This is a genomic window from Allobosea sp. CCNWLY174 (genome assembly GCF_037120455.1).
GTDB classification, from domain to species: domain Bacteria; phylum Pseudomonadota; class Alphaproteobacteria; order Rhizobiales; family Beijerinckiaceae; genus Allobosea; species Allobosea lupini.
In genome coordinates this window covers 69,363-89,983 of the sequence record NZ_JBBBBQ010000008.1, presented here as the reverse complement: position 1 = coordinate 89,983, position 20,621 = coordinate 69,363, and the positions used below count along the sequence as shown (strand labels likewise).

The 20,621-nt window shown below is 67.0% G+C and carries 22 protein-coding genes; 5 read left to right on the top strand and 17 right to left on the bottom strand.

The genetic code is table 11. The features are described 5' to 3' along the window. Positions 1-93: 93 nt before the first annotated feature. The 11 genes from V7S63_RS21240 to V7S63_RS21190 all read right to left on the bottom strand — a co-directional run bounded on the left by V7S63_RS21240 (position 94) and on the right by V7S63_RS21190 (position 10,853). Positions 94-1,548, bottom strand: a complete 1,455-nt coding sequence (locus V7S63_RS21240) for a phospholipase D-like domain-containing protein (protein WP_336531675.1) — start codon at positions 1,546-1,548, stop codon at positions 94-96. Positions 1,549-1,901: 353 nt separating this feature from the next. Further along, positions 1,902-2,567, bottom strand: a complete 666-nt coding sequence (locus V7S63_RS21235; RefSeq protein WP_336531674.1) for an MBL fold metallo-hydrolase — start codon at positions 2,565-2,567, stop codon at positions 1,902-1,904. Positions 2,568-2,599: 32 nt separating this feature from the next. Beyond that, on the bottom strand, positions 2,600-2,932 hold the full coding sequence (locus V7S63_RS21230; protein WP_091833633.1) for a hypothetical protein: 333 nt from the start codon (positions 2,930-2,932) through the stop codon (positions 2,600-2,602). Next, the gene (locus V7S63_RS21225; RefSeq protein ID WP_336531673.1) at positions 2,929-4,545 is read right to left on the bottom strand and encodes a fumarate hydratase; all 1,617 of its coding nucleotides are present in this window, start codon (positions 4,543-4,545) and stop codon (positions 2,929-2,931) included. The genes V7S63_RS21230 and V7S63_RS21225 overlap by 4 nt, the downstream gene beginning before the upstream one ends. Positions 4,546-4,680: 135 nt before the next feature. Continuing rightward, positions 4,681-5,142: a PTS IIA-like nitrogen regulatory protein PtsN gene (ptsN, locus tag V7S63_RS21220; protein WP_091833628.1), complete on the bottom strand. Its 462-nt coding sequence runs from the start codon at positions 5,140-5,142 to the stop codon at positions 4,681-4,683. 84 nt (positions 5,143-5,226) lie between these two features. Next, the gene (hpf, locus tag V7S63_RS21215) at positions 5,227-5,814 is read right to left on the bottom strand and encodes a ribosome hibernation-promoting factor, HPF/YfiA family (RefSeq protein WP_091833624.1); all 588 of its coding nucleotides are present in this window, start codon (positions 5,812-5,814) and stop codon (positions 5,227-5,229) included. Between the two features lie 188 nt (positions 5,815-6,002). Further along, positions 6,003-7,535, bottom strand: a complete 1,533-nt coding sequence (rpoN, locus tag V7S63_RS21210; protein WP_336531672.1) for an RNA polymerase factor sigma-54 — start codon at positions 7,533-7,535, stop codon at positions 6,003-6,005. A 160-nt stretch (positions 7,536-7,695) separates the two neighbouring features. Further along, on the bottom strand, positions 7,696-8,592 hold the full coding sequence (gene lptB / locus V7S63_RS21205; RefSeq protein WP_442896497.1) for an LPS export ABC transporter ATP-binding protein: 897 nt from the start codon (positions 8,590-8,592) through the stop codon (positions 7,696-7,698). A gap of 111 nt (positions 8,593-8,703) precedes the next feature. Then, positions 8,704-9,342: an LptA/OstA family protein gene (locus V7S63_RS21200; RefSeq protein ID WP_091833618.1), complete on the bottom strand. Its 639-nt coding sequence runs from the start codon at positions 9,340-9,342 to the stop codon at positions 8,704-8,706. A 41-nt stretch (positions 9,343-9,383) separates the two neighbouring features. Further along, positions 9,384-10,064: an LPS export ABC transporter periplasmic protein LptC gene (gene lptC / locus V7S63_RS21195; protein ID WP_336531671.1), complete on the bottom strand. Its 681-nt coding sequence runs from the start codon at positions 10,062-10,064 to the stop codon at positions 9,384-9,386. Between the two features lie 174 nt (positions 10,065-10,238). Then, positions 10,239-10,853 carry a ribonuclease D gene (locus V7S63_RS21190; protein WP_336531670.1) on the bottom strand — a complete coding sequence of 205 codons (615 nt, stop codon included), beginning with the start codon at positions 10,851-10,853 and terminating at the stop codon, positions 10,239-10,241. Between the two features lie 250 nt (positions 10,854-11,103). Between V7S63_RS21190 and V7S63_RS21185 the strand changes: the two genes are divergently transcribed. The 3 genes from V7S63_RS21185 (at position 11,104) to V7S63_RS21175 (ending at position 13,416) form a co-directional block, all read left to right on the top strand. Then, positions 11,104-11,526: a DUF805 domain-containing protein gene (locus tag V7S63_RS21185; RefSeq protein ID WP_091833609.1), complete on the top strand. Its 423-nt coding sequence runs from the start codon at positions 11,104-11,106 to the stop codon at positions 11,524-11,526. 32 nt (positions 11,527-11,558) lie between these two features. Next, on the top strand, positions 11,559-12,761 hold the full coding sequence (gene dapE / locus V7S63_RS21180; RefSeq protein WP_336531669.1) for a succinyl-diaminopimelate desuccinylase: 1,203 nt from the start codon (positions 11,559-11,561) through the stop codon (positions 12,759-12,761). A gap of 67 nt (positions 12,762-12,828) precedes the next feature. After that, positions 12,829-13,416, top strand: coding sequence for a hypothetical protein (locus tag V7S63_RS21175; RefSeq protein WP_336531668.1), 588 nt, complete (start codon positions 12,829-12,831; stop codon positions 13,414-13,416). 7 nt (positions 13,417-13,423) lie between these two features. Here the strand turns inward: V7S63_RS21175 and truA are convergent, their stop codons facing one another. The 3 genes from truA to def all read right to left on the bottom strand — a co-directional run bounded on the left by truA (position 13,424) and on the right by def (position 15,774). Continuing rightward, complete coding sequence (truA, locus tag V7S63_RS21170; RefSeq protein WP_336531667.1) at positions 13,424-14,161, bottom strand: tRNA pseudouridine(38-40) synthase TruA; 738 nt, start codon at positions 14,159-14,161, stop codon at positions 13,424-13,426. Positions 14,162-14,291: 130 nt separating this feature from the next. Further along, complete coding sequence (gene fmt, locus V7S63_RS21165) at positions 14,292-15,221, bottom strand: methionyl-tRNA formyltransferase (RefSeq protein ID WP_336531666.1); 930 nt, start codon at positions 15,219-15,221, stop codon at positions 14,292-14,294. A 19-nt stretch (positions 15,222-15,240) separates the two neighbouring features. After that, positions 15,241-15,774, bottom strand: a complete 534-nt coding sequence (gene def, locus V7S63_RS21160; protein ID WP_336531665.1) for a peptide deformylase — start codon at positions 15,772-15,774, stop codon at positions 15,241-15,243. Between the two features lie 114 nt (positions 15,775-15,888). Between def and V7S63_RS21155 the strand changes: the two genes are divergently transcribed. Next, a complete protein-coding gene (locus V7S63_RS21155; protein ID WP_336531664.1) occupies positions 15,889-17,073 on the top strand; it encodes a DNA recombination protein RmuC in 1,185 nt (394 codons plus the stop codon). A gap of 95 nt (positions 17,074-17,168) precedes the next feature. Then, positions 17,169-18,410: an MFS transporter gene (locus tag V7S63_RS21150; RefSeq protein ID WP_336531663.1), complete on the top strand. Its 1,242-nt coding sequence runs from the start codon at positions 17,169-17,171 to the stop codon at positions 18,408-18,410. Here the strand turns inward: V7S63_RS21150 and V7S63_RS21145 are convergent, their stop codons facing one another. The 3 genes from V7S63_RS21145 to V7S63_RS21135 all read right to left on the bottom strand — a co-directional run bounded on the left by V7S63_RS21145 (position 18,411) and on the right by V7S63_RS21135 (position 20,620). Continuing rightward, positions 18,411-18,920 carry an OsmC family protein gene (locus tag V7S63_RS21145; RefSeq protein WP_091833586.1) on the bottom strand — a complete coding sequence of 170 codons (510 nt, stop codon included), beginning with the start codon at positions 18,918-18,920 and terminating at the stop codon, positions 18,411-18,413. It lies immediately after the preceding gene. Between the two features lie 45 nt (positions 18,921-18,965). Then, positions 18,966-19,676 carry an ATP-binding cassette domain-containing protein gene (locus V7S63_RS21140; protein WP_336531662.1) on the bottom strand — a complete coding sequence of 237 codons (711 nt, stop codon included), beginning with the start codon at positions 19,674-19,676 and terminating at the stop codon, positions 18,966-18,968. Between the two features lie 161 nt (positions 19,677-19,837). Next, positions 19,838-20,620: an ABC transporter ATP-binding protein gene (locus V7S63_RS21135; protein ID WP_336531661.1), complete on the bottom strand. Its 783-nt coding sequence runs from the start codon at positions 20,618-20,620 to the stop codon at positions 19,838-19,840. Position 20,621 lies beyond the last annotated feature (1 nt).

Sequence of the window (20,621 nt, the reverse complement as noted above, 5' to 3'; positions counted from 1 at the left end):
GAACCCCTATCGGAAAGGTTCCGGAATGGGTCCCGGGTCTCCCTTCGGTCGCCCGGGACGACACGCGCTTTCTGACGAAGGCGACACCAGCCCTCACAAATAGGGCGAGCAGAGCCAGAGCATCCGGTCGAGCAGACGCAAGGGGAAGGGCCGCGCGCGCAGTTCCTTCAGCGTGACTGGATGCGCTCCTGAAATCGCGGCATCGATGCGCTGTTCGATCCCGCGGGCGAAGCCTTGGTCGAGCACTTCGAGATCGATCTCGAAATTCAGCCTGAGCGAGCGCGCATCGAGGTTGGACGAGCCGACATAGGCCCAGGTGCCGTCGATCGCGAGCAGCTTGGAATGGTCGAAGGAGCCGGTGGCGCGCCAGATCCGGCAACCATCCTTCAGCACTTGGTCGAACTGCGCCCGCATGGCGCGATCGACCAGGACGAGGTTGTTGACGTCAGGCACGACGATGTCGATGGCGACGCCGCGACGCGCCGCGGTCACCAGCGCGCTGATCAATTCCCGGTCCGGCAGGAAATAGGGCGACATGATCCGGATCGACTCGCGCGCCACCGAGAAGGCGCCGATCAGCAGCTTGTGATTGGTCTCTAGGCTGGCGTCGGGGCCGGAAGCCACCGCGCGCATCAGCACCGTCGGACCTTGCCGAGCCGCCTCCGGCGTGACCGTCCAGATATCGCCAGTCAGTTCCTCGCCCGAAGCGAAGCGCCAATCCTCGGCCGCGACGCCGAACAGGTCCTCGACGACCGGTCCCTCGATCCGGAAATGCGTATCGTGCCCGGCCGCCTCGCCGGCAAACTCGGTCGTGAAGCCCCGGCGGATGTTCATGCCGCCGGCGAAGGCGATCCGCCCATCGGCGATCAGCAGCTTGCGGTGCGTGCGCAGGTTCGCATAGGGCAATCTCAGGCCGATGATGATATTGCCGTTGAAGACGTCGACCGGCACGCCGCCCTTCTGCAGGTAGCCGACGATGCTCGGCACCGAATAGCGCGCGCCGACGGCGTCGATCAGCACACGCACCGCGACGCCGCGCTCATGGGCCGCGATCAGCGCGTCGGCGACGCGCAGGCCGAGCGGATCGCGGTCGAAGATGTAGGTTTCGAGAATGACCGAGCGCTCGGCCGCCGCAATCGCCGCGATCATCGCGGCATAGGCCTCGTCACCGGTCCGGAGCACCGCGATGGCGTTGCCGGTCTTGAGATGCCGGCGCGTCGCCTTGTCGCCGAGCGCCTTCAGCGCGGCGAAGCGGCGCCCGACATCGCCGGCGACCTCCGCGTCGGAGACTTCGAATGTCTGAGCCAGTGGATAAGCGAGCGTCTGCCGGCGCTGCGAGGCGATCGAGGCGCGGCGGATGCGGTTGATGCCGCCGACCGCATAGACCAGCGACCCGATGATCGGCGAGAGCACGATGACGCCGACCCAGCCGATGGCGGCGCGGACATCGTCCTTGGTCATCGCGGCATGGCTGGCGGCGACCACCGTCAGCGCCAGCGAGACGAAGCCAAGAATATGAGGCCAGTAGGCGGAGAGAATATCCCACATCGCCCGACTATCGCATGGGCAGCGAAACCGGCAACGCGGTCAGGCGCCTGAACGCGTGGCCCACTGTCATGGACCTGCCCCTTGCAATGATGGGATCACAGTCCCATATCGGGATCACGGCAATGTCGAGGGCGTTCCACCGCCCTCCGTTCCGTTGAAGACGGCCATGAACCCGAAGCCAGCGACGCCGGATGTACGCGCGCTCTTCCGGACATGGCCGTTAGCGTTTCTGGGTCATCACCTTTCCCATCATGGTCGGGCTTGTCCCGACTATCCACGTCTTTGCATCAATGATCGCGCGCAGTGTTCAAGACGTGGATGCTCGCCACAAGGGCGAGCATGACAGCGGTGGCCTACTGCGAATTCCCCTGCAGGAACGGATTGGTCTTGCGCTCCTCGCCGAGCGTGCTCGCCTGACCATGGCCTGGCAGGAACTGGACGTCGTCGCCGAGCGGCAGCAGCTTGCCCTTGATGCCACCGATCAGGTCCTTGTGGTTGCCGTAGGGGAAATCCGTACGGCCGACCGAGCCTGCGAAGATCGTGTCGCCGGCGAGCAGGAAGCGCAGATCCTTCTGGAACAGCGTGACATGGCCGGGTGTATGCCCCGGCACATGCAGCACGGAGAAATCGATATCGCCGACCGAGACGGTGTCGCCTTCGGCGAGCCAGCGCGTCGGCGTCACCGCCTGTACGCCGCGCATCTCGAACATCAGCCCCTGCTGCGGCAGGGCGTCGAGCAGGAACTTGTCGGCCTCGTGCGGGCCGATGATCGGCAGGTTCAAGACGCCGGCGAGCTCGGTCGCACCGCCGGCATGATCGATATGGCCATGGGTCAGCCAGATCGCGACCGGCGTGACGCCGAGCTCCGTCAGCGCGCCGCGGACGCGCTCGACATCGCCACCGGGATCGACGATCGCGGCCTCCTTGGTGCGTGTGCACCAGACGATCGAGCAGTTCTGCTGGAACGGCGTCACCGGCACGACGGCGATGCCGAGCGGGCTTTCTGTCTGGTCGGTCATCGCAGGCCTTTCGTCAGGGGAGCCGGAACTGTCTATCGGCGCCCGCAGCGGTTGGCGAGCAGCACGCGATAGTCGGCGAGCGACTGGTCCATCTGCGCGACGTTCTCCTCGCGCTGCCGGCCGGTCTGGCAGGTCGCGAAGACCGAACGCGCCTTCTGCATGAAGGTCACGTGGTCGCGCCAGGCGGCGCATTGCGTCGCCTGGTCGGCCGTGGCGACCTGCTGCATCTTGTACTGGCGCTGGCGCATCGCCGCCTCGTTCTGGAACAGGTCACGCGAGCACGTCGCCGGAACGGGACGCGGCTGCGCCGATGCGACAGCGGGAGCCAGGGCCAGCAGGACGGCGACGGCAGCGCGGGCGATCATCCGAGGTTCAGCTCCTTGAAGAAGTCGTTGCCCTTGTCGTCGATGACGATGAAGGCGGGGAAATCCTCGACCTCGATGCGCCAGACCGCCTCCATGCCGAGCTCGGGATATTCGAGCACCTCGACCTTGCGGATGCAGTCCTGGGCGAGCCGCGCCGCCGGGCCGCCGATCGAGCCGAGATAGAAACCACCGTGGGCCTTGCAGGCCTCGCGGACCTGGGCCGAGCGGTTGCCCTTGGCCAGCATCACCATCGAGCCGCCGAAGGACTGGAACTGGTCGACGAAGGAGTCCATCCGGCCGGCCGTGGTCGGGCCGAAGGAGCCGGAGGCGAAGCCCTCCGGCGTCTTGGCCGGGCCGGCATAGTAAACCGGGTGGTTCTTCAGATAGTCCGGCATGCCCTGGCCGTTCTCCAGGCGCTCGCGGATCTTGGCATGGGCCGAGTCGCGCGCGACGATGATCGTTCCGGTCAGCGAGAGCCGGGTCTTTACCGGGTATTGCGTCAATGTGGCGAGAATCTCAGCCATCGGCCGGTTAAGATCGACCTTGACGACGTCGCCGCCGAGCTTGGCCTCGTCGATCTCCGGCAGGTACTTCGACGGATCGGTCTCCAGCGCCTCCAGGAAGATGCCGTCCCTGGTTATCTTGCCCTTGGCCTGGCGGTCGGCCGAGCAGGAGACGCCGAGCCCGATCGGCAGCGAGGCGCCGTGGCGCGGCAGGCGGATGACGCGCACGTCATGGCAGAAATACTTGCCGCCGAACTGGGCGCCGACGCCGAGCGCCTGCGTCAGCTTGTGGACCTCCTCCTCCATCTCAAGGTCGCGGAAGGCATGGCCGGAGGGAGAGCCCTTGGTCGGCAGAGCGTCGAGGTACTTGGTCGAGGCCAGCTTGACCGTCTTCAGGTTCTGCTCGGCCGAAGTGCCGCCGATGACGATGGCGAGGTGATAGGGCGGGCAGGCGGCGGTGCCGAGCGTCAGGATCTTCTCCTTCAGGAACGCCATCATCCGGTCCCTGGTCAGGAGCGAGGGCGTCGCCTGGAAGAGGAAGGTCTTGTTGGCCGAGCCGCCGCCCTTGGCAACGAAGAGGAATTTGTAGGCATCCTCACCCTCGGCATAAATGTCGATCTGCGCCGGCAGGTTGGTCGCGGTGTTCTTCTCCTCGAACATGGAGAGCGGAGCGACCTGCGAATAGCGCAGATTGCGCTTGAGATAGGCGTCGTAGACGCCCTCGCCGAGCGCCGCCTCGTCGTCGCCGTCCGTCCAGACCTTGCGGCCCTTCTTGCCCATGATGATTGCGGTGCCGGTGTCCTGGCACATCGGCAGCACGCCGCCGGCAGCGATGCCCGCGTTCTTGAGCAGGTCATAGGCGACGAAGCGGTCGTTTCCAGTCGCCTCGGGATCGTCGAGGATCTTGGCGAGCTGGGCGAGATGGCCCGGGCGCAGCAGGTGGTTGATGTCGATGAAAGCCTGCTCGGAGAGCCGCTTGATCGCCTCGCGCGAGACGCTCAGGACCTCGCGGCCAGCGACCGTCTCGACCGTGACGCCGTCGCTGCCGAGCGAGCGATAGGGCGTCTTGTCCTCGCCGAGGGGGAAGAGATCGACATGGGTGTAGGCCATCGCGGCACTCCGGCGGTTCAATGGCGCCGCGCACGGCGCCTCACAGCTTCGGCCGCGTCATAGCCGCTCGGGGCAAGGCCTCCAAGCCCAGACTGTCATCATTCAAAGGAAGAAGCCGCCTCATGCGGCCTGCCGTCAGGCCGCCTTGGCGGCGGTCTCCGCAAGGATGGCGTAAATGGCGGCCGGGTCATGCGCGTGGCGCACCTGCTCCAGCACCGCCTGGTTGCGCAGCACGCGGGCGACGCGGGCCAGGGCCTTGAGATGATCGGCCCCCGCCCCTTCCGGCGCGATCAGCACGAAGATGATGTCGACCGGCTGGCCGTCCAGCGCCTCGAAATCGATCGCCTTCTCAGCGCGGGCGAACAGACCGACAAGACGGTCGATGCCGGCCATGCGCCCATGCGGGATCGCGATGCCGTCGCCGATGCCGGTCGAACCCAGACGCTCGCGCTGGAGCAGGGCCTCGAACAGCTCGCGCTCTGGCAGGCCGGTGAGCAGGGCGGCGTGCTGCGCCAGCTCCTGCAGGGCCTGCTTCTTGCTGTTGGCGCGCAACGGCGAGATCACCGCATCGGGCCGGAGAAGATCGGTCAGCGTCATAGGCCAATCCATGCATGTCCCGTGCCGGAACGCGGGCGCCACCGGCATCCCGGCCGGCACCCGAATTCCATCAGCGGCGGGACTTCAAGAAAGAGAAGCCGGCGGATCGATCCAGCCGATATTGCCGTCGCGGCGGCGGTATACGACGTTCATGCGCCCATTGCCAGCATGGCGGAAGATAACCACAGGCGCGCCGGTCAGATCGAGCTCGGCGACCGCGTCGCTTACCGTCATCTGGTGCAGGGACTTGGTCGATTCGGCCACGATCACCGGGTTCTCACCGGCGTAATCGGCCTCGTGTTCCTCGATATCCTCGTCGGGAGCGGCAATCACATAGCTGGGGATTTCCACGGCCGCCTCCCGCCCATTGGCGGCAGCGGCGCGATCCTTCAGCCGTCGCTTGTAGCGGCGCAGCCGCTTCTCGATGCGCTCGGCCATCTTGTCGAGGCTGGCATAAGGATCATGCGCAGTGGCCGACGCTTCGAGGGTGATGCCGGAAGACAGATGCAGAACACCGTCGGTCTTGAAGGCGGTGCCATCCTTGCCGACGGTGACGTGGCCCTGATAGCCGCCCTCATAGTATTTGCCCAACGCTGCGGCGACCCTGGCCTCGGCCTGGCCACGGAGGGCCTCGCCGACATCGAGATTCTTGCCGGAGATTCGCAAGCTCATGGAGTGCTTCCCCTTCTTGTCGCCATGGTCAGTAGCCGACCATCCTCAGGAGGTAAGGACGGCCTCATGGGGTTGTCAATGCGCGGTCTCGCGCAGTTGCTCTGGCGGCAGGGCAAGCCTGCGAGCATCTCATGGAACAGAAGACGATTTGTGCTGCGCCGCACGCCGGGCGTGGAAGAGTTCGCCCTTCAGCGTCCGGCCAGCGCCATCGCCGCCTTCTCGCGGCGGCGCTCCATGGAGGAGGGAATGCGCAGCGATTCCCGATACTTCGCCACGGTACGGCGAGCGATATCGATGCCGCTCTCCTTCAGCCTGGAGACGATGGCGTCATCTGAAAGCACGTCCCGCGGCGGCTCCTCGTCGATCATCTGCTTGATGCGGTGCCGTACGGCCTCGGCCGAATGCGCCTCGCCATAACCCGTCGCCGCGATCGCGGCGGAAAAGAAGTATTTCATCTCGAAGACCCCGCGCGGGCAGGCGAGGTACTTGTTCGAGGTGACGCGCGAGACCGTCGATTCGTGCATGCCGATCGCGTCGGCGACGGTCTTGAGGTTGAGCGGGCGCAGATGCTCGACGCCATGGGCGAAGAAGCCATCCTGCTGGCGCACGATCTCGCTGGCGACCTTCAGGATGGTGCGGGCGCGCTGCTCGAGCGAGCGGGTCAGCCAGTTCGCCGTCTGCAGGCATTCGGCGATGAAGGCCTTGTCCACATCGCTACGGGCCGCCTTCGTGACGCGGGCATGATAGGTCTGGTTGACCAGCACGCGCGGCAAGGTGTCTGGGTTGAGATCGACAAGCCAGGAACCGTCCGGCGCAGCACGGATGAAGACATCCGGCACCACCGTCTCCGCCGCCGAGCCGCCGAAGGCGCGCCCAGGCTTGGGGTCGAGCCGCCGGATCTCGGCGACCATGTCGGCGATGTCCTCGTCATCGACGCCGCAGATGCGCTTCAGGGTGGCAAAGTCGCGCTTGGCGAGGAGCGGCAGGTTGGCGATGAGGGCCTGCATGGCCGGGTCGTAGCGGTCGCGGTCACGCAGCTGGATCGCCAGGCACTCGCCGAGATCGCGGGCGGCGACACCGCTGGGATCGAAGCCCTGGACGATGGCGAGTACCCGCTCGACCCTGGCAAGATCGACGCCGAGGCGTTCGGCTATGTCGGCAAGCGGCTCGGTCAGATAGCCGGCATCATCAACGCCATCGATGATGTGGCGGCCGATCAGGCGCTCGGCCGGCGCAGTCAAGGCCAGGTCGAGCTGGGCGCTGAGATGCTCGTGCAGCGAAAGCTCGCTTGTCAGCCCGCTTTCGAAGCCCTCGGGCCGCTCCTCGAACGAGCCGCCGGAGCCGCCATAGGTGCCGCCGATGATCGGCAGGCTGTCGGCTCCTTGTGTCTCCAGCCGCGCCGCCTTGGGCTGCTCGTTCTGGAAGACATTGTCGAGCCCGGTGCCGAGGCGACCCTCGATGCCCTCCTGGGTGTTGAGGCTCTCGGCGCGGGCATAGGCTTCGGCATCGGCGGCGAGCGGGCTTTCGCCGGCGCCCTTGAGCGAGCCGGCATCGGGAGCCTCGTCGCCGCGCTCGAGCAGCGGATTGCGCTCGAGCTCGCCCTCGACGAAGCTCTGGAGTTCGAGATGGGAGAGCTGGAGCAGCTTGATCGCCTGCAATAGCTGCGGCGTCATCACCAGGGACTGGCCCTGGCGCAGCTCCATGCGTGGCATCATCGCCATCGCGATCCCGACTCCTTAGCCTGCGGCAATTCGGCACGGTTCTTGCCTGTGGAACAGACTAACCGCCGGCCGCGGCCACGTCAAAGCCTTGGACAGGCTTTTGCGTCGGGAAGTTAATGCACCGCAACATAGCCGGTGGGGCGACCGCGGGCCGGACGCCTCAGAGCCGGAAATCCTCGCCGAGATAGACACGCCGGACATCGGCATTGGCGATGATCTCGGCCGGTGAGCCCTCGGTCAGCACCCGGCCGGAATGGATGATGTAGGCGCGATCGACCAACCCGAGCGTCTCGCGGACATTGTGGTCGGTGATCAGCACGCCGATGCCGCGATCGGTCAATTGCCGGACCAGCTCCTGGATGTCGCCGACCGCGATCGGGTCGATGCCGGCGAAGGGCTCGTCGAGCAGGATGAAGGAGGGCCGCCCGGCGAGTGCGCGGGCGATCTCGCAGCGGCGGCGCTCGCCGCCCGAGAGCGCGATCGAAGGCGCCTTGCGCAGGCGGCTGATGTTGAATTCGTCGAGCAGCTTGTCGAGCTCACGCTCGCGCTTCTTGCGGTTCGGCTCAACCACCTCGAGCACGGCCCGGATATTGTCCTCGACCGAGAGGCCGCGGAAGATTGAGGCTTCCTGCGGCAGATAACCGATGCCGAGCCGGGCGCGCTGGTACATCGGCAGGTTGGTGATGTCGTTCCCTTCGAGCGAAATCACACCCATATCGGCGCTGACCAGACCGGTGATCATGTAGAAGATCGTGGTCTTGCCGGCGCCGTTCGGGCCGAGCAGGCCGACCGCCTCGCCATTGCGGACATAGAGCGAGGCCTCGCTCACGACATTGCGGGCGCCATAGGTCTTGCGCAGGCCGCTGACGGCGAGGATGCCGGCACCGCCGACCGGGCTCGCGACCGGGCCAGGCTGCTCGTCGTCTTCGACAGCCTGCTTGTCCTTGCCCCGGCCGAAGAGTCGCCCGAACAGCCCCGGCGTCGCCGGCGCCTTGGCCGGCCGCGCCGGGCTTGGCTGCGCCTGCTGGCCAGCATCGGAAGGCGGAGACGTGGATATCGTCACAGGAGGAAATTCAAGCTGCTGGCGTTCGACATGGGTCCGCTCTGGTATGCGAGGCGCGCCGAACTGGCAACGCCTTCCTGCAGCCGCCCCTGCCGCAAAGGAATATCAATTGGTTGGCTTGGCGCCGGCCTTGTTGTCCTTGCCGTCCTTGTTGTCACCCGAGTTCGGCACGAAGAAGCCCTGGACACGCCCGCTCGACGTCACGTTGGCGATGCCGGTCTGCGTATTATAGACCAGCTTGTCGCCGCGGGTGATGTTCGGGCCATCGTTCAGCGCGACATTGCCGGTCATGATCACCTGATTATTGGCGCGGTCGAAGACGGCATTGTCCGAGGTCGCGGCCTGGGTCTTCGAGACGACGGTGACCGGCCCGCTGCATTCGATGCGCTTGATCGCGCCGTCATTGGCGCCCTGGCCTTGCGCGGCAGGCTGTGCCGGCCTCGGCGTCCCACCCTGGCCCCGGCCCTCATAGAACACCGTCATCACCGAGCAGCGCACGGTCGTCTCGCCCTGCACGGCGACGACATTGCCCGAGAAGACCGCCTTGTTGTCCTTGTCGAGCACGTCGAGCTTGTTCGCGTCGATCTTGATCGGTTCCTTGCTGTCGCCGCCCATGCCGCCGAAAGGCGAGCCCGGAGCGCCACCGCGCGCCTTGGCCGGCTTGGCGGCCGGCTGCTGAGCGAATGCAGCTGTCGACAGCGCCGGAGCGACCAGAACAGCGAGAGCGAGAGCGAGAGCTTTCATCGGTGACCTGTAGCTGAACTGCATGGCTGGATGCGATGATCTCACGGCTTGCCGGCCGGGCGAAGAGCTTCGAGATTGGGCGTGCTGCCTTCGCGCTCCGGGCCGGCCAGGCTGCGGGCCGGCGCGTTCTCGATCAGCACATGCACGCGCCCCTCGAAGGTGATGAGCGCGCCATTGTCCTTCACGTCAAGCGTATCGGCGTCAACCGTCGTCGTGCCGAGATTGACCTTCACCGGCTCGCGCGAGTTGACGGTTCCGGCCTTGAAATCGACGTCGGCGGTGTGCATGCGGACATCATAGCCCGAATCGGTGCGGATCTTCACGTCGTCGATCAGCTTCAGCTTCTCTTTCGTCTGGTCGAAAAGGCCGCTGCGGGCATTGATGTTGATCCAGCCTTCGGACTTCATCAGCACCCGCGCGACCATCTGCACGAGCTCGATCTGCGTGGGATTGCGGACGTCCTGCAGAGCCGATTCCGCCGTGACCTCGTAAGGACTGTTGTCCTTGCGATAGCCGGCGAGCTTCGGCGTTTCCATCACCACCTTGCCGCCCGACAGGCTGATCCCACCCAGCGAGAAATTGCCGGCATGGCGCAGCGGGTTGAGGAAGGGAACGATGATCAACCCCACCACCGCGACGATCGCCCCGATCGGAATCAGGCGCCGGAGCAGGCGCACGAGCGCGGAATGCCGGCGCGCGGCCCGGAAGGCGCTCTGCCGCATCTGCGCCCGAATCGCCGCCGGGCTGCGTGTCTCAGGAGTTGTGATAGCCAAGCTCATGCCCGCCCATTGCCAGCCACCGGCGGCTTTTTCATGTCGAACCGGCGCACGCCGACAATCAGCAGCGCCCGGTCCGGCAACCGCCAGACGGATGACCCTAGCTCAGATACATCAACTTTACGTATGCGCGAAGATGTCGACCTCTGGCCAACCGGCGAGATCAAGCTCGGCGCGCGCCGGCAGGAAGCCGAAGCAGGCCTTGGCGAGATGGCCGCGGCTCTCGCGCTCCAGCATCACATCGAGCTTCGCCTTCAGGGCATGCAGATGCAGCACGTCCGAGGCGGCATAGCCGAGCTGCGCTTCGGTCAGCGTATCGGCGCCCCAGTCCGAGGATTGCTGCTGTTTCGACAATTCGACCCCGAGGAGCTCGCGGACGAGGTCCTTCAGCCCGTGCCGATCCGTATAGGTGCGCACCAGCTTGGAGGCGATCTTGGTGCAATAGACCGGCGTGGTGACGACGCCGAACGCCTTCTCCAGCGCGGCGATGTCGAAGCGGGCGAAGTGGAACAGCTTCAGCACGCCGGGATCGGCGAGGATGCGGCAGAGATTGGCCGGCGCCGGGGCGCCCTTCGGGATCTGGACGACGTCGGCAGTGCCGTCGCCACGCGAAAGCTGCACCACGCAGAGCCGGTCGCGCTGCGGATTGAGGCCGAGCGTCTCGGTGTCGATCGCCAGGATCGGGCCCGGCTCGAACTCATCGGGAAGATCGCCGCGGTGCAGACGAATGGTCATGCCCAAAACCTCGCTCGGCGGCGCCGCGCGCCGCTCAGTCAACCTGCCATTCGCCCATCCGGCCGAATGGTTCGCTCTAGAAATCCGGAGAACGTTTCGCAGCTAGCGGCGCGCCCGGCAGCATTCAAGCTTTTTCTCTGCAGGCATTTTCTCTGGCGGCACAACTGGTTCGGAGGCATTAACCTTTTATTCACCATGTGCTTCATTCGGGCGCCCCGGCGTGCGAGGGTATCGGATCGGAGCTTGACACATGTCCGCAATCCGCCTGTTCACCGACCTCGATGGCCGCATCGGCCTGCGCCAGTTCTGGCTCGGCAGCATCGCGCTCGCCCTCTGCCTGCTGGCGGTCCAGTGGGCTGCGCCGCAGGTCGCGGACAAATATGCCGCCGCCAAGATCGTGGCCTTCGCCAATGCCTTCGCTCTGTTCCCCTGGGCGGCGCTGGCAGCCAAGCGCGCCACCGACCGGGGCGGCTCGTCGCTGTTCGGCATCCTGCTGGTCTGCGCCATCGTGCTGCCGCGGGAAGTCCAGCCGCTGCTCGGCTATGCCTGGGCGCCCTCGCTGATCGCGATCTCGACGATGGCCTGGCTGGTCGCGCTGATCGACCTCGGCCTGATGCCGGGCGTCGGCCGCGACGCCCCGCTTGCGGAGCAAAGCGGGGCTGCCAGAGGCTAGCCAGGGTCACTGCTAGCCTCTAGACCGGCTCGATGAGCCAGCACACACCCACCTTACTCGAGTTTGACGCCACCGATCCGGTCGCCCTCACCCAGGCCCTGGTGCGCTGCGCCTCGGTGACACCGGCCGACGGCGGCGCGCTCGCGCTGCTCGATGCCGTGTTGAGCGCCGAAGGCTTCAGCGTCGAGCGACCGACTTTCTCGGAGCCTGGCATGCCGGACATCGAGAACCTCTATGCCCGCATCGGCAACGAGGGCCCGGTCTTCGTCATTGCCGGCCATACCGATGTCGTCCCGCCCGGCGACCTCGCCGCCTGGACGCATGATCCCTTTGCGGCGGACATCGAAGGCGGCGTGCTCTATGGCCGCGGCGCCTGCGACATGAAGGGCGGACTCGCCGCCATGACCTGCGCCGCGATCCGCTATCGCCGCCAGAACCCCGATGCGCCGGGCTCGATCGCCTTCCTCGTCACCGGCGACGAGGAAGGCCCCGCCGTCAACGGCACGGTCAAGCTGCTGGCCTGGGCCGACGCGCGCGGGGAGCGCTTCGACCATTGCCTCCTCGGCGAGCCGACCAATCCGGCGGCGATGAGCGATATGATCAAGATCGGCCGGCGCGGCTCACTGACCGGCAAGCTCGCCGTGCAGGGCGTGCAGGGCCATGTCGGCTATCCGCACCTCGCCCAGAATCCGATCCGCGGCATGGTCCGGCTGCTGGCGGCGCTGGACGCAAGCCCGCTCGATGCCGGCACCGAGCATTTCGACCCGAGCAATCTCGAGGTGACCACGCTCGATGTCGGCAATCCCGCGACCAACGTCATCCCGGCGCAAGCGCGGGCCGTGTTCAACATCCGCTTCAACGACCTCTGGACGCCGGAGACGCTGGCAGCCGAGATCGAGCGCCGCCTGCGCGAGGCAGCCGGCAACACCGTGCGTTACGAGGTCAGCTTCGAACCGACCAACGCAGTCGCCTTCCTGACCCAGCCGGGACCGTTCGTGGCGATGGCCGCCGAGGCCGTTGAAGCCGAGACCGGCAAGCGCCCGGCCCTGTCAACGACGGGGGGCACTTCCGACGCCCGCTTCATCAAGGACTACTGCCCCGTGGTCGAATACGGCGTCGTCGGCCAGACCATGCACCAGGTCGACGAGCGGGTCGCCATCGCCGACCTCGTCGCGCTGGAGCGGATCACGCACCGTTTACTGACGAGCTATTTCGCTGCAGCGCAGCAGGCTTGACGGAACCGACCCTGACGCCCACAGTTTAGACGAAAGTCTAATGCCGTGACGTCCGGAGGGTTGGGCCATGAGGCTTGCTGCCGACGATGTGACGCGATCGCTCGCTGCCTCCTGGCGCCTGCTGCGGGCCGACGCGAAAGCCCTGCCCGATCTCGACATGAGCCGCGACGGGTTCTGGCGCTCCTATCTCGCGCTGGTGCTGGTGGTGCCATCGATGATTCCGGCGCTGGCGGCCGAGCGCACGCTCGTCGGCCTCTCCAACAGCGGCGGGTTGTTCGATGCACCGGGCATGATCGCAGCCATCGTCACGGCGGAGATCCTGGCGATAATTGCGGTGCCGGCGCTGCTGGTCGGGCTCGCGCCCGGCCTCACCCGCAACCCCCGCTTCACCAGCTTCGTCATCGCCTGGAACTGGGCCGGCATCCTCTCCGCGGCGCTGATGGCGGTGCCGGCGACGGTGTTCGCGCTCGGCTGGTCAAACCCCGGCATCGCCGGCTTCCAGAGTCTCGCCTTCGCGGCGATCGTGCTGCGATTGCGCTATTGCGTCGCCAGGGCCACGTTCGGCGCGAAGAGCGGCGTTGCCGGCGCGATCGCCTGCGCCAGCGTGCTTGCCGACTACACGGTGTTGAAGATTTTCGGGTTGGCCGGGTTCTGAGCCGGCCTCAGTAATCCACGCCTGCCAGATAAAGCCCGCAGGGCGGCGCCAGCGCGGCGCACTGCGAGCGGTCGCGTGCCGCCAGCACCTTGCCGACCTTGTTCTCCGGCCAGCGCCCCATGCCGACCATCTTGAGGCAACCGACCATGGAGCGGATCTGGTGATGCAGGAAGGAACGGGCATGGACGTAAGCCACGATCTCGGCCCCCTCGCGCCGGCAATCGAACCGGTCGAGCGTGCGCATTGGGCCATTGGCCTGGCATTCGGCGGCGCGGAAGGTGGTGAAGTCGTGATGGCCGATCAGCGCCTTGGCGGCGCGGTCCATCGCCTCATGGTCGAGCTTGACGGGGACATGCCAGACCCGGTTCGCATCGAGGGCCGGCTGCGCCCGCCGATCGAGGATGCGGTAGATGTAGTAGCGCCGCGTCGCCGAGATGCGGGCATCGAAGGTTTCGGGCACCGCCTGCGCGCTCAGCACCGCCACCGGCAGGCGCTTCAGCCTGGCATTGCTGGCGTCACGCACGACGTCGGTGCGCCACTCCTTGTCGAGATCGACATGGGCAACCTGATGGGTGGCGTGGACGCCGGCATCGGTGCGCCCGGCGCAATGCAGGCGCACGGCATGACCGCAGAAGGCTTCGATCGCCTCCTCGACACTCTGTTGCACGGACGGCCCATTGAGCTGGCGCTGCCAGCCCGAGAAGGGCGTGCCGTCATATTCGATGACGAGCTTGTAACGGGGCATAGACTTATCCCAACGGCCAGTGACGCTGACGCGTCAGGCCGTTGATCCAATGTGAATTTCTCAAACGCAGCCTTCGGCTGTCGAAATCCACATACGGAATACCGGGAGCCATTTTCAATGCCTCCCGGTACTAGAGCTTCGCGCCCGCCGAGAGCCGCGCCCCGCGCAGGAACTCCTGGGCGCTCATCGGCCCCTTTCCGGCGCGCTGGACCTGGAGCAGCTTCACCGCCCCGACCGCGCAGGCGATGGTGCCCTCGTCGTCGAGCAGCGTGCCCGGCTCGGCCGCGCCGCCGGCGCGCGCGGTGCGCAAGAGCTTCAACCGCTCCGGTCCCTTGCCGAGATCGACCTCGACGAAGGCGCCGGGGAAGGGCGAGAGGCCGCGCACGACGTCGTGAACCTGCTGCGCCGGCCGGTTCCAGCTCAGCCTTGCCTCGTCATTGCCGATCTTGCTGGCATAGGTCACGCCCTCTTCCGCCTGCGACGTGAAGCGCAGGCCACCGCGGCTGAGCGCGGCCAGCGCCCGGACCATCAGGTCGGCGCCGAGGCCGGCGAGCCGGTCATGCATGTCGCCGGCCGTGGCGTTGCCGTCGATCGCAAGCCGCTCGACCATGGCGACCGGGCCGGTATCCAGCCCCTCCTCCATCTTCATGACGCAGACGCCGGTTTCGGCGTCGCCCGCCATGATGGCGCGCTGGATCGGCGCGGCGCCGCGCCAGCGCGGCAGCAGCGAAGCGTGCAGATTGAGGCAGCCGAGTTCCGGCGCCTCCAGGATCGCCCTGGGCAGGATCAGGCCATAGGCGACGACGACGGCGACGTCGGCCTCGTGCGAGGCCATGACCTCGGCCGCCTCGGCGGTCTTCAGCGTCATCGGCGAGAACACCGGGATGCCGAAGCGCTCAGCCGTGACCTGGACCGGCGAGGGCCGCAGTTCCATGCCGCGCCCGGCCGGCGCGGGGGCGCGGGTATAGACGGAGACGACCTCGTGGCCCTGGCCGATGATCTCGGTCAAGGTGGGCACGGCGAAATCCGGCGTGCCCATGAAGATGACGCGCAAGCTCATAATGTTTCGCCCCGGCCGGTCAGGCCGCGCTCTCCCGTTTCGCCGCCTTGGCGAAGCGCTTGTTGACCCGGTCGCGCTTCAGCCGTGACAGATAGTCGATGAAGAGCACGCCGTTGAGATGGTCGATCTCGTGCTGCAGGCAGGTGGCGAGCAGGCCGTCAGCCTCGATCTCCTGCGCCTTGCCGTCGAGATCGCGATAGCTGACCTTGACGCGCGCCGGCCGCTCGACCTCCTCGTAATATTCGGGAATCGAGAGACAGCCTTCCTCATAGGAGCTCAGCTCCTCCGAGCGCCAGGTCACCTCGGGATTGATGAAGACCAGCGGCTCGCGCTTCTGTTCCTCGCCTTCTTCCGCCTTCTTCGAAACGTCGATGGTGACCAGCCGGACCGGCTCGCCGATCTGGATCGCGGCAAGGCCGATTCCCGGCGCGTCGTACATCGTCTCCAGCATGTCGTCCGCCAGCTTGCGGATCTCCGGCTTGATGTCGTCGATCGGCGCGGAGACCTTGCGCAGCATCGAGTCGGGCAGGATGACGAGGGGGCGGATGGCCATAGGGCGCTCTGGGACGTTTTCAGGAGTTGCCGCGACATAAGCGCTTGTGACGAAACGGTCAAACTGTTCCGCTTATGTTCTAGATTTGCGGCCGGGATGGTGTAGGCTTGCGGCATGAACCAGATCGCCTTCGTCCTGCTGGAGCGTCCCGTGAGCTGGGCCGAAGCCGCCTTCGGCTTCGCCGGTCTGACGCTCCTCCTGCTTGTCCTGGCGCTGCTCTCGTCGTGGCGCGCGGCGCGCCGGCGCGAGATCGAGGCGGCGATGGCGGCCGAGCGCGCCCGTGAGATGGACGACAAGGTCGCCGAGATGAACCGGCAGCAGGCCGAACTCAGCGGCCGCATGCAGACCATGGCCGAGATCCTCTCGACCCGGCAGGGCGACCTTGCCCGGATCATGGCCGAACGGATGGACGGCCTGCGCCAGCAGGTGGGCGCCGGGCTGGAGCAGAATGTCCGTCAGACCAATGAGAGCCTCGGCAAGCTGCAGGAGCGCCTCGCCGTCATCGACAACGCTCAGAAGAACCTGACCGAGCTCACCGGCGAGGTGGTGACGCTGAAGGACGTGCTCGCCAACAAGCAGGCGCGCGGCGCCTATGGCCAGGGCCGGATGGAGGCGATCATCCGCGACGGGCTGCCGGCCGCCTTCTTCTCCTTCCAGCCGACGCTCTCGACCGGCAAGCGCCCGGACTGCCTGGTCACCCTGCCGGGCGACGGGCGCGGCCTCGTCATCGATGCCAAGTTTCCGCTGGAGAGCTTCACCATGCTGCGCGAGGCACGCGGCGAGGAGGCGAAGAAGCACGCGTCGGCACGGGTGCGCGCCGATGTCGGCCAGCACGTCAAGGACATCGCCGAGCGCTATTTCCTGCCGGGCGAGACGCAGGACATGGCGCTGCTCTTCGTGCCGTCGGAGGCGATTTACGCCGACCTGCACGAGCATTTCGACGACATCATCCAGAAGGCGCACCGGTCGCGGGTGATGATCGTCTCGCCCTCGCTGCTGGCGCTGGCGATCCAATTGATGCAGTCGCTGGTGCGCGATGCCCGCATGCGCGAGGAAGCGCAGGTGATCCAGGCCGAAGTCGGCAAGCTGCTCGACGATGTCCGCCGGCTCGGCGAACGCGTCGACAAGCTCGACAGCCATTTCCGCCAGGCGCAGGACGACGTCGCCCAGATCAGGACATCGGCCGGCAAGGTCACCGGCCGGGCCGAGCGGATTGGGGCGCTCGAATTCGACGACGCCAGCCCGAACGAGCCGCAGCTGCCCTTCGCCAAGGCGGTGAAGCTGAAGGCGGCGGAGTGACGCGGCGCGGCACCATTCGTCCCGGTCGCCATGGCGAGATCACATTCCGGCGTTGAGTTGCAGGCCTTCCCAGACTGCGCCGGAGGCCGTGACCCTTGCTCGTTCAGATCGGAACGCTCATCGCCGCGACGAGCCTCGTTCAGCTCGCCAACGGCTTCTTCAACACGTTCCTGTCGTTGCGGCTGACGAATGAGGGCTTCGGCCCAACACTCACCGGCATCGTGCTCAGCGCCTATTTCGTCGGCTTCACCATCGGCGCCGTCTGGTGCGGGCAGGTGATCCAGCGCATCGGCCATATCCGGGCTTATGCCGCCTTCGCCGGCATGGTCGTGGTCGGAACGTCGGCGATGCCGCTCTTCGTTTCGCCGGTGGGCTGGATCGCGGGCCGGATGGCGATCGGCCTGGGCTGCGTCGGCCTGTTCATCACCACCGAGAGCTGGCTCAACGCCAAGGCTCCGCCCGAGCAGCGCGGCCGCATCTTCTCGATCTATATGGTCGGCACCTTCCTGGCGCTGGCGGCGGGCCAATTGCTGATCGGCAAGCTCCCGGTCGAGACCGCCACCCCGTTCAACATCATCGTCGCGCTGTTCGCGCTGGCGCTGGTGATGGTCAGCACGACCCGCGCGGAGGCGCCGACGCTGCCAGCGGAGGCCTCGCTGCCTTATGGCGAGCTGACACGGCAGGCGCCGATCTCAGTGATCGGTTGCGTCATCGCCGGCATGATCAGCAGCGCCTTCTATGCGCTGTTCCCGGCCTGGATGGCGCGCAATGCCATCCCGCAGGAGACGATCGCGCTGTTCATGCTGGTCGCGGTGCTCGGCGGCTTCGCCTTCCAGGTCCCGGTCGGCCGCCTCTCCGATCGCGGCGACCGCCGCATCGTGCTGGCGGGACTGGCGCTCGGCTTCACAGTGGCTGCCGTGGCGCTCGATCTGGTTCCGCGCCATCTCGGCGCGGTGCTGCCGGTCGCCGCCCTGCTCGGGGGGTTCATGTCGACGCTCTATCCTGTCTGCGTCGCCCATGCGCTCGACCGCATGCCGCAGGACCGCGTCGTCGCCGTCAGCGGCCGGCTGATCCTGGTCAGCGGCATCGGCTCGGCGCTCGGCCCGCTGCTTGGCGCCCAGGTGATGGCGCGGCTCGACATCAACGGGCTACTCTATTTCATGGCGGCGATCAGCGCGCTGCTCGCAGCCCTGGCGGCGCTGCGCATCCGCCAGCGCGCCGCGCCCGAACAGATGTCGGAGCGCCCCTTCGCGATCATTGACCCGATGACGGCGCCGATTTCGCAGGAACCGGAAGCGACGGAGGCGGATGGATCGCCGCGCCCGCTGCCGGCCTGATCAGGCCCGCGCGAGATTCGCCGAGAGCTCCGGCTTCACATTGAGCGTCTGGAAGACGACGCAGTAGCGCTCGGTCAGCTTGAGCAGCGTGTCGAGCTTGTCCTGAGGCGCATCGGTTTCGACATCGAAGGACAGGCGGATCGCCTTGAAGCCGACCGCGGCGTCCTTGGCGACGCCGAGCGTGCCGCGGAAGTCGAGATCGCCCTCGGCCCGGACCGTGCCCTTCTTCAATTCGATCTCGAGCGCGGTCGCGACCGCCTTCAGCGTGACGCCGGCGCAGGCGACCAGCGCCTCGAGCAGCATGTCGCCGGAGCAGAGCTCGGCGCCGGAGCCGCCGGTGGCAGGATGGAGGCCGGCAAGCGCAATCGCCCGGCCGGTTTCGACCTTGCAGGCGATGTGCTGGTCGTCGAGTTCGCCTTTTGCTTTCAGCGTGATCACCGCCGCATCGGGCGCCTCACGATACTTGTCCTTGAGCGGAGCCTGCAGAGCGCGCAGCGCGGTGACGTCCATGATCGTGATCCCTGGCAGAAACGGTTCGCGGCCTGTCTAGCCGGTTCAGGCCGCTGCCTCCACCTCCGGCGCGGCATGCCGGACTTCCTTGTCGAGCGCCCGGCGCAATTCGCGGCGCAGGGCGACGAAGCCGACCGAACCCTCCTCGCGCGGGCGGGCGAGCAGGTTGTCGAGGCTGAAGGCGACCGGGCCCGGCTGCTGCGGCAGGACGAGGATGCGGTCGGCGAGGCGCAGGGCATCCTCGACCGAGCCGGTGGCGATGACGACGGCCGGACGCCCCTGCGTACAGAGTTCAGGCAGGAAGGCCGCGAGCCGGTTGCGCGCCTCGGTGTCGAGCGTTGCGAAGGGCTCGTCGATCAGCAGCAGGCGCGGCCTGACCAGCAGCAGGCGGGCGATGGCGAGTCGCAGCAGCTCTTCCGGCGAGAGCGTCCCGGGCCGTTGCGTCGCCTGCGCGGCAAGGCCGACGCGGACCAGCACATTGGCGATCAGGCCCTCGCGCTCGAACGGTGTGGCTTTGGGCAAGGCAAAGGCGAGGTTCTCGGCGAGATCGAGCCAGGGGAAGAAGCGCGGCCGGGCACAGAGCAGGCCGATCCCGGCAGTCGGCACCGTTCCTTCGTCAGCCCTCAGGCCGGCGAACCCACGCAGGGCCAGCGCGCGCACCTCGGGAGTGCCGAGCAGCGCGACGACCTCGCCCGCAGCGGGACGTGACAGGGCGTGATCGTGAGAACGGGGAAAATCGTGAAGATCGGCCGACACAACTGGCTCCATCCATAGACAAGGCGGAAGGAGCGCCGACGGCCTTGAGGCCGTCCCGTCGTCCCGCGCTTTAGCTGCATTTGTTTCGCGCCCGCAAGCTGAGGCTCAAATCGGCGCGTGTCCTTTCATAAGGTCTGAGCGTCCGTTTTGTCAAACGGTCGTTACCACCACATGCCGGCGCTCTCGGCCGCCTTGTGCTGGCGTGGCTCGCTGTCGGTAAGCGAGCGGTCGAGCGTGCGCAGCGCCTCGCGCTTGGTCGCCTCGAAGGCCGGCGAGAGCCGGTCGCGCGGGCGGGCCAGCGGATTGTCGAGCTCGTCGAAGATGCGGCCGGGCCTAGGCTGCATCACCACGATGCGGTCAGCCAGCGTTACGGCTTCTTCGACATCGTGGGTGACCATCACGACGGTCGGCCGGCTCTCCTCCCAGAGCGCGAGGAGATGGCCGTGCAGGCTGGCGCGCGTGGTGGCGTCAAGCGCGGAGAAGGGCTCGTCCATCAGGAGGAGCTTGGGCCGGGTGACGAGGGCGCGGGCGATGGCGACGCGCTGCTGCTGGCCGCCGGAAAGCTCGCGCGGCCAGCGTGCCTCATAGCCGGCGAGGCCGACGCGGGCGAGCGCCCCGGTGACGAGGCGGTCACGCTCCGCCGCAGGCAGATGGCTGAGGCCGAAGCCGGCATTGGCGGCGACCGAGAGCCAAGGCAGCAAGCGCGGCTCCTGGAAGATCACGCCGACATCGGCCCGCGGCTCGGTGATGGCGGCGCCGTCGAGCAGGATGCGGCCTTCGCTCGGCCGGTCGAGCCCGGCGACGAGGCGCAGCAGGGTGGTCTTGCCGCACCCTGAGCCGCCGACCAGCGCCAGGATCTCGCCGGCGGCAACGGAGATGTCGATCGCGGAGAGCGCGCGGGTGCCGTCGGCATAGGTCTTGGAGAGCTGATCGAAGGCCAGCATC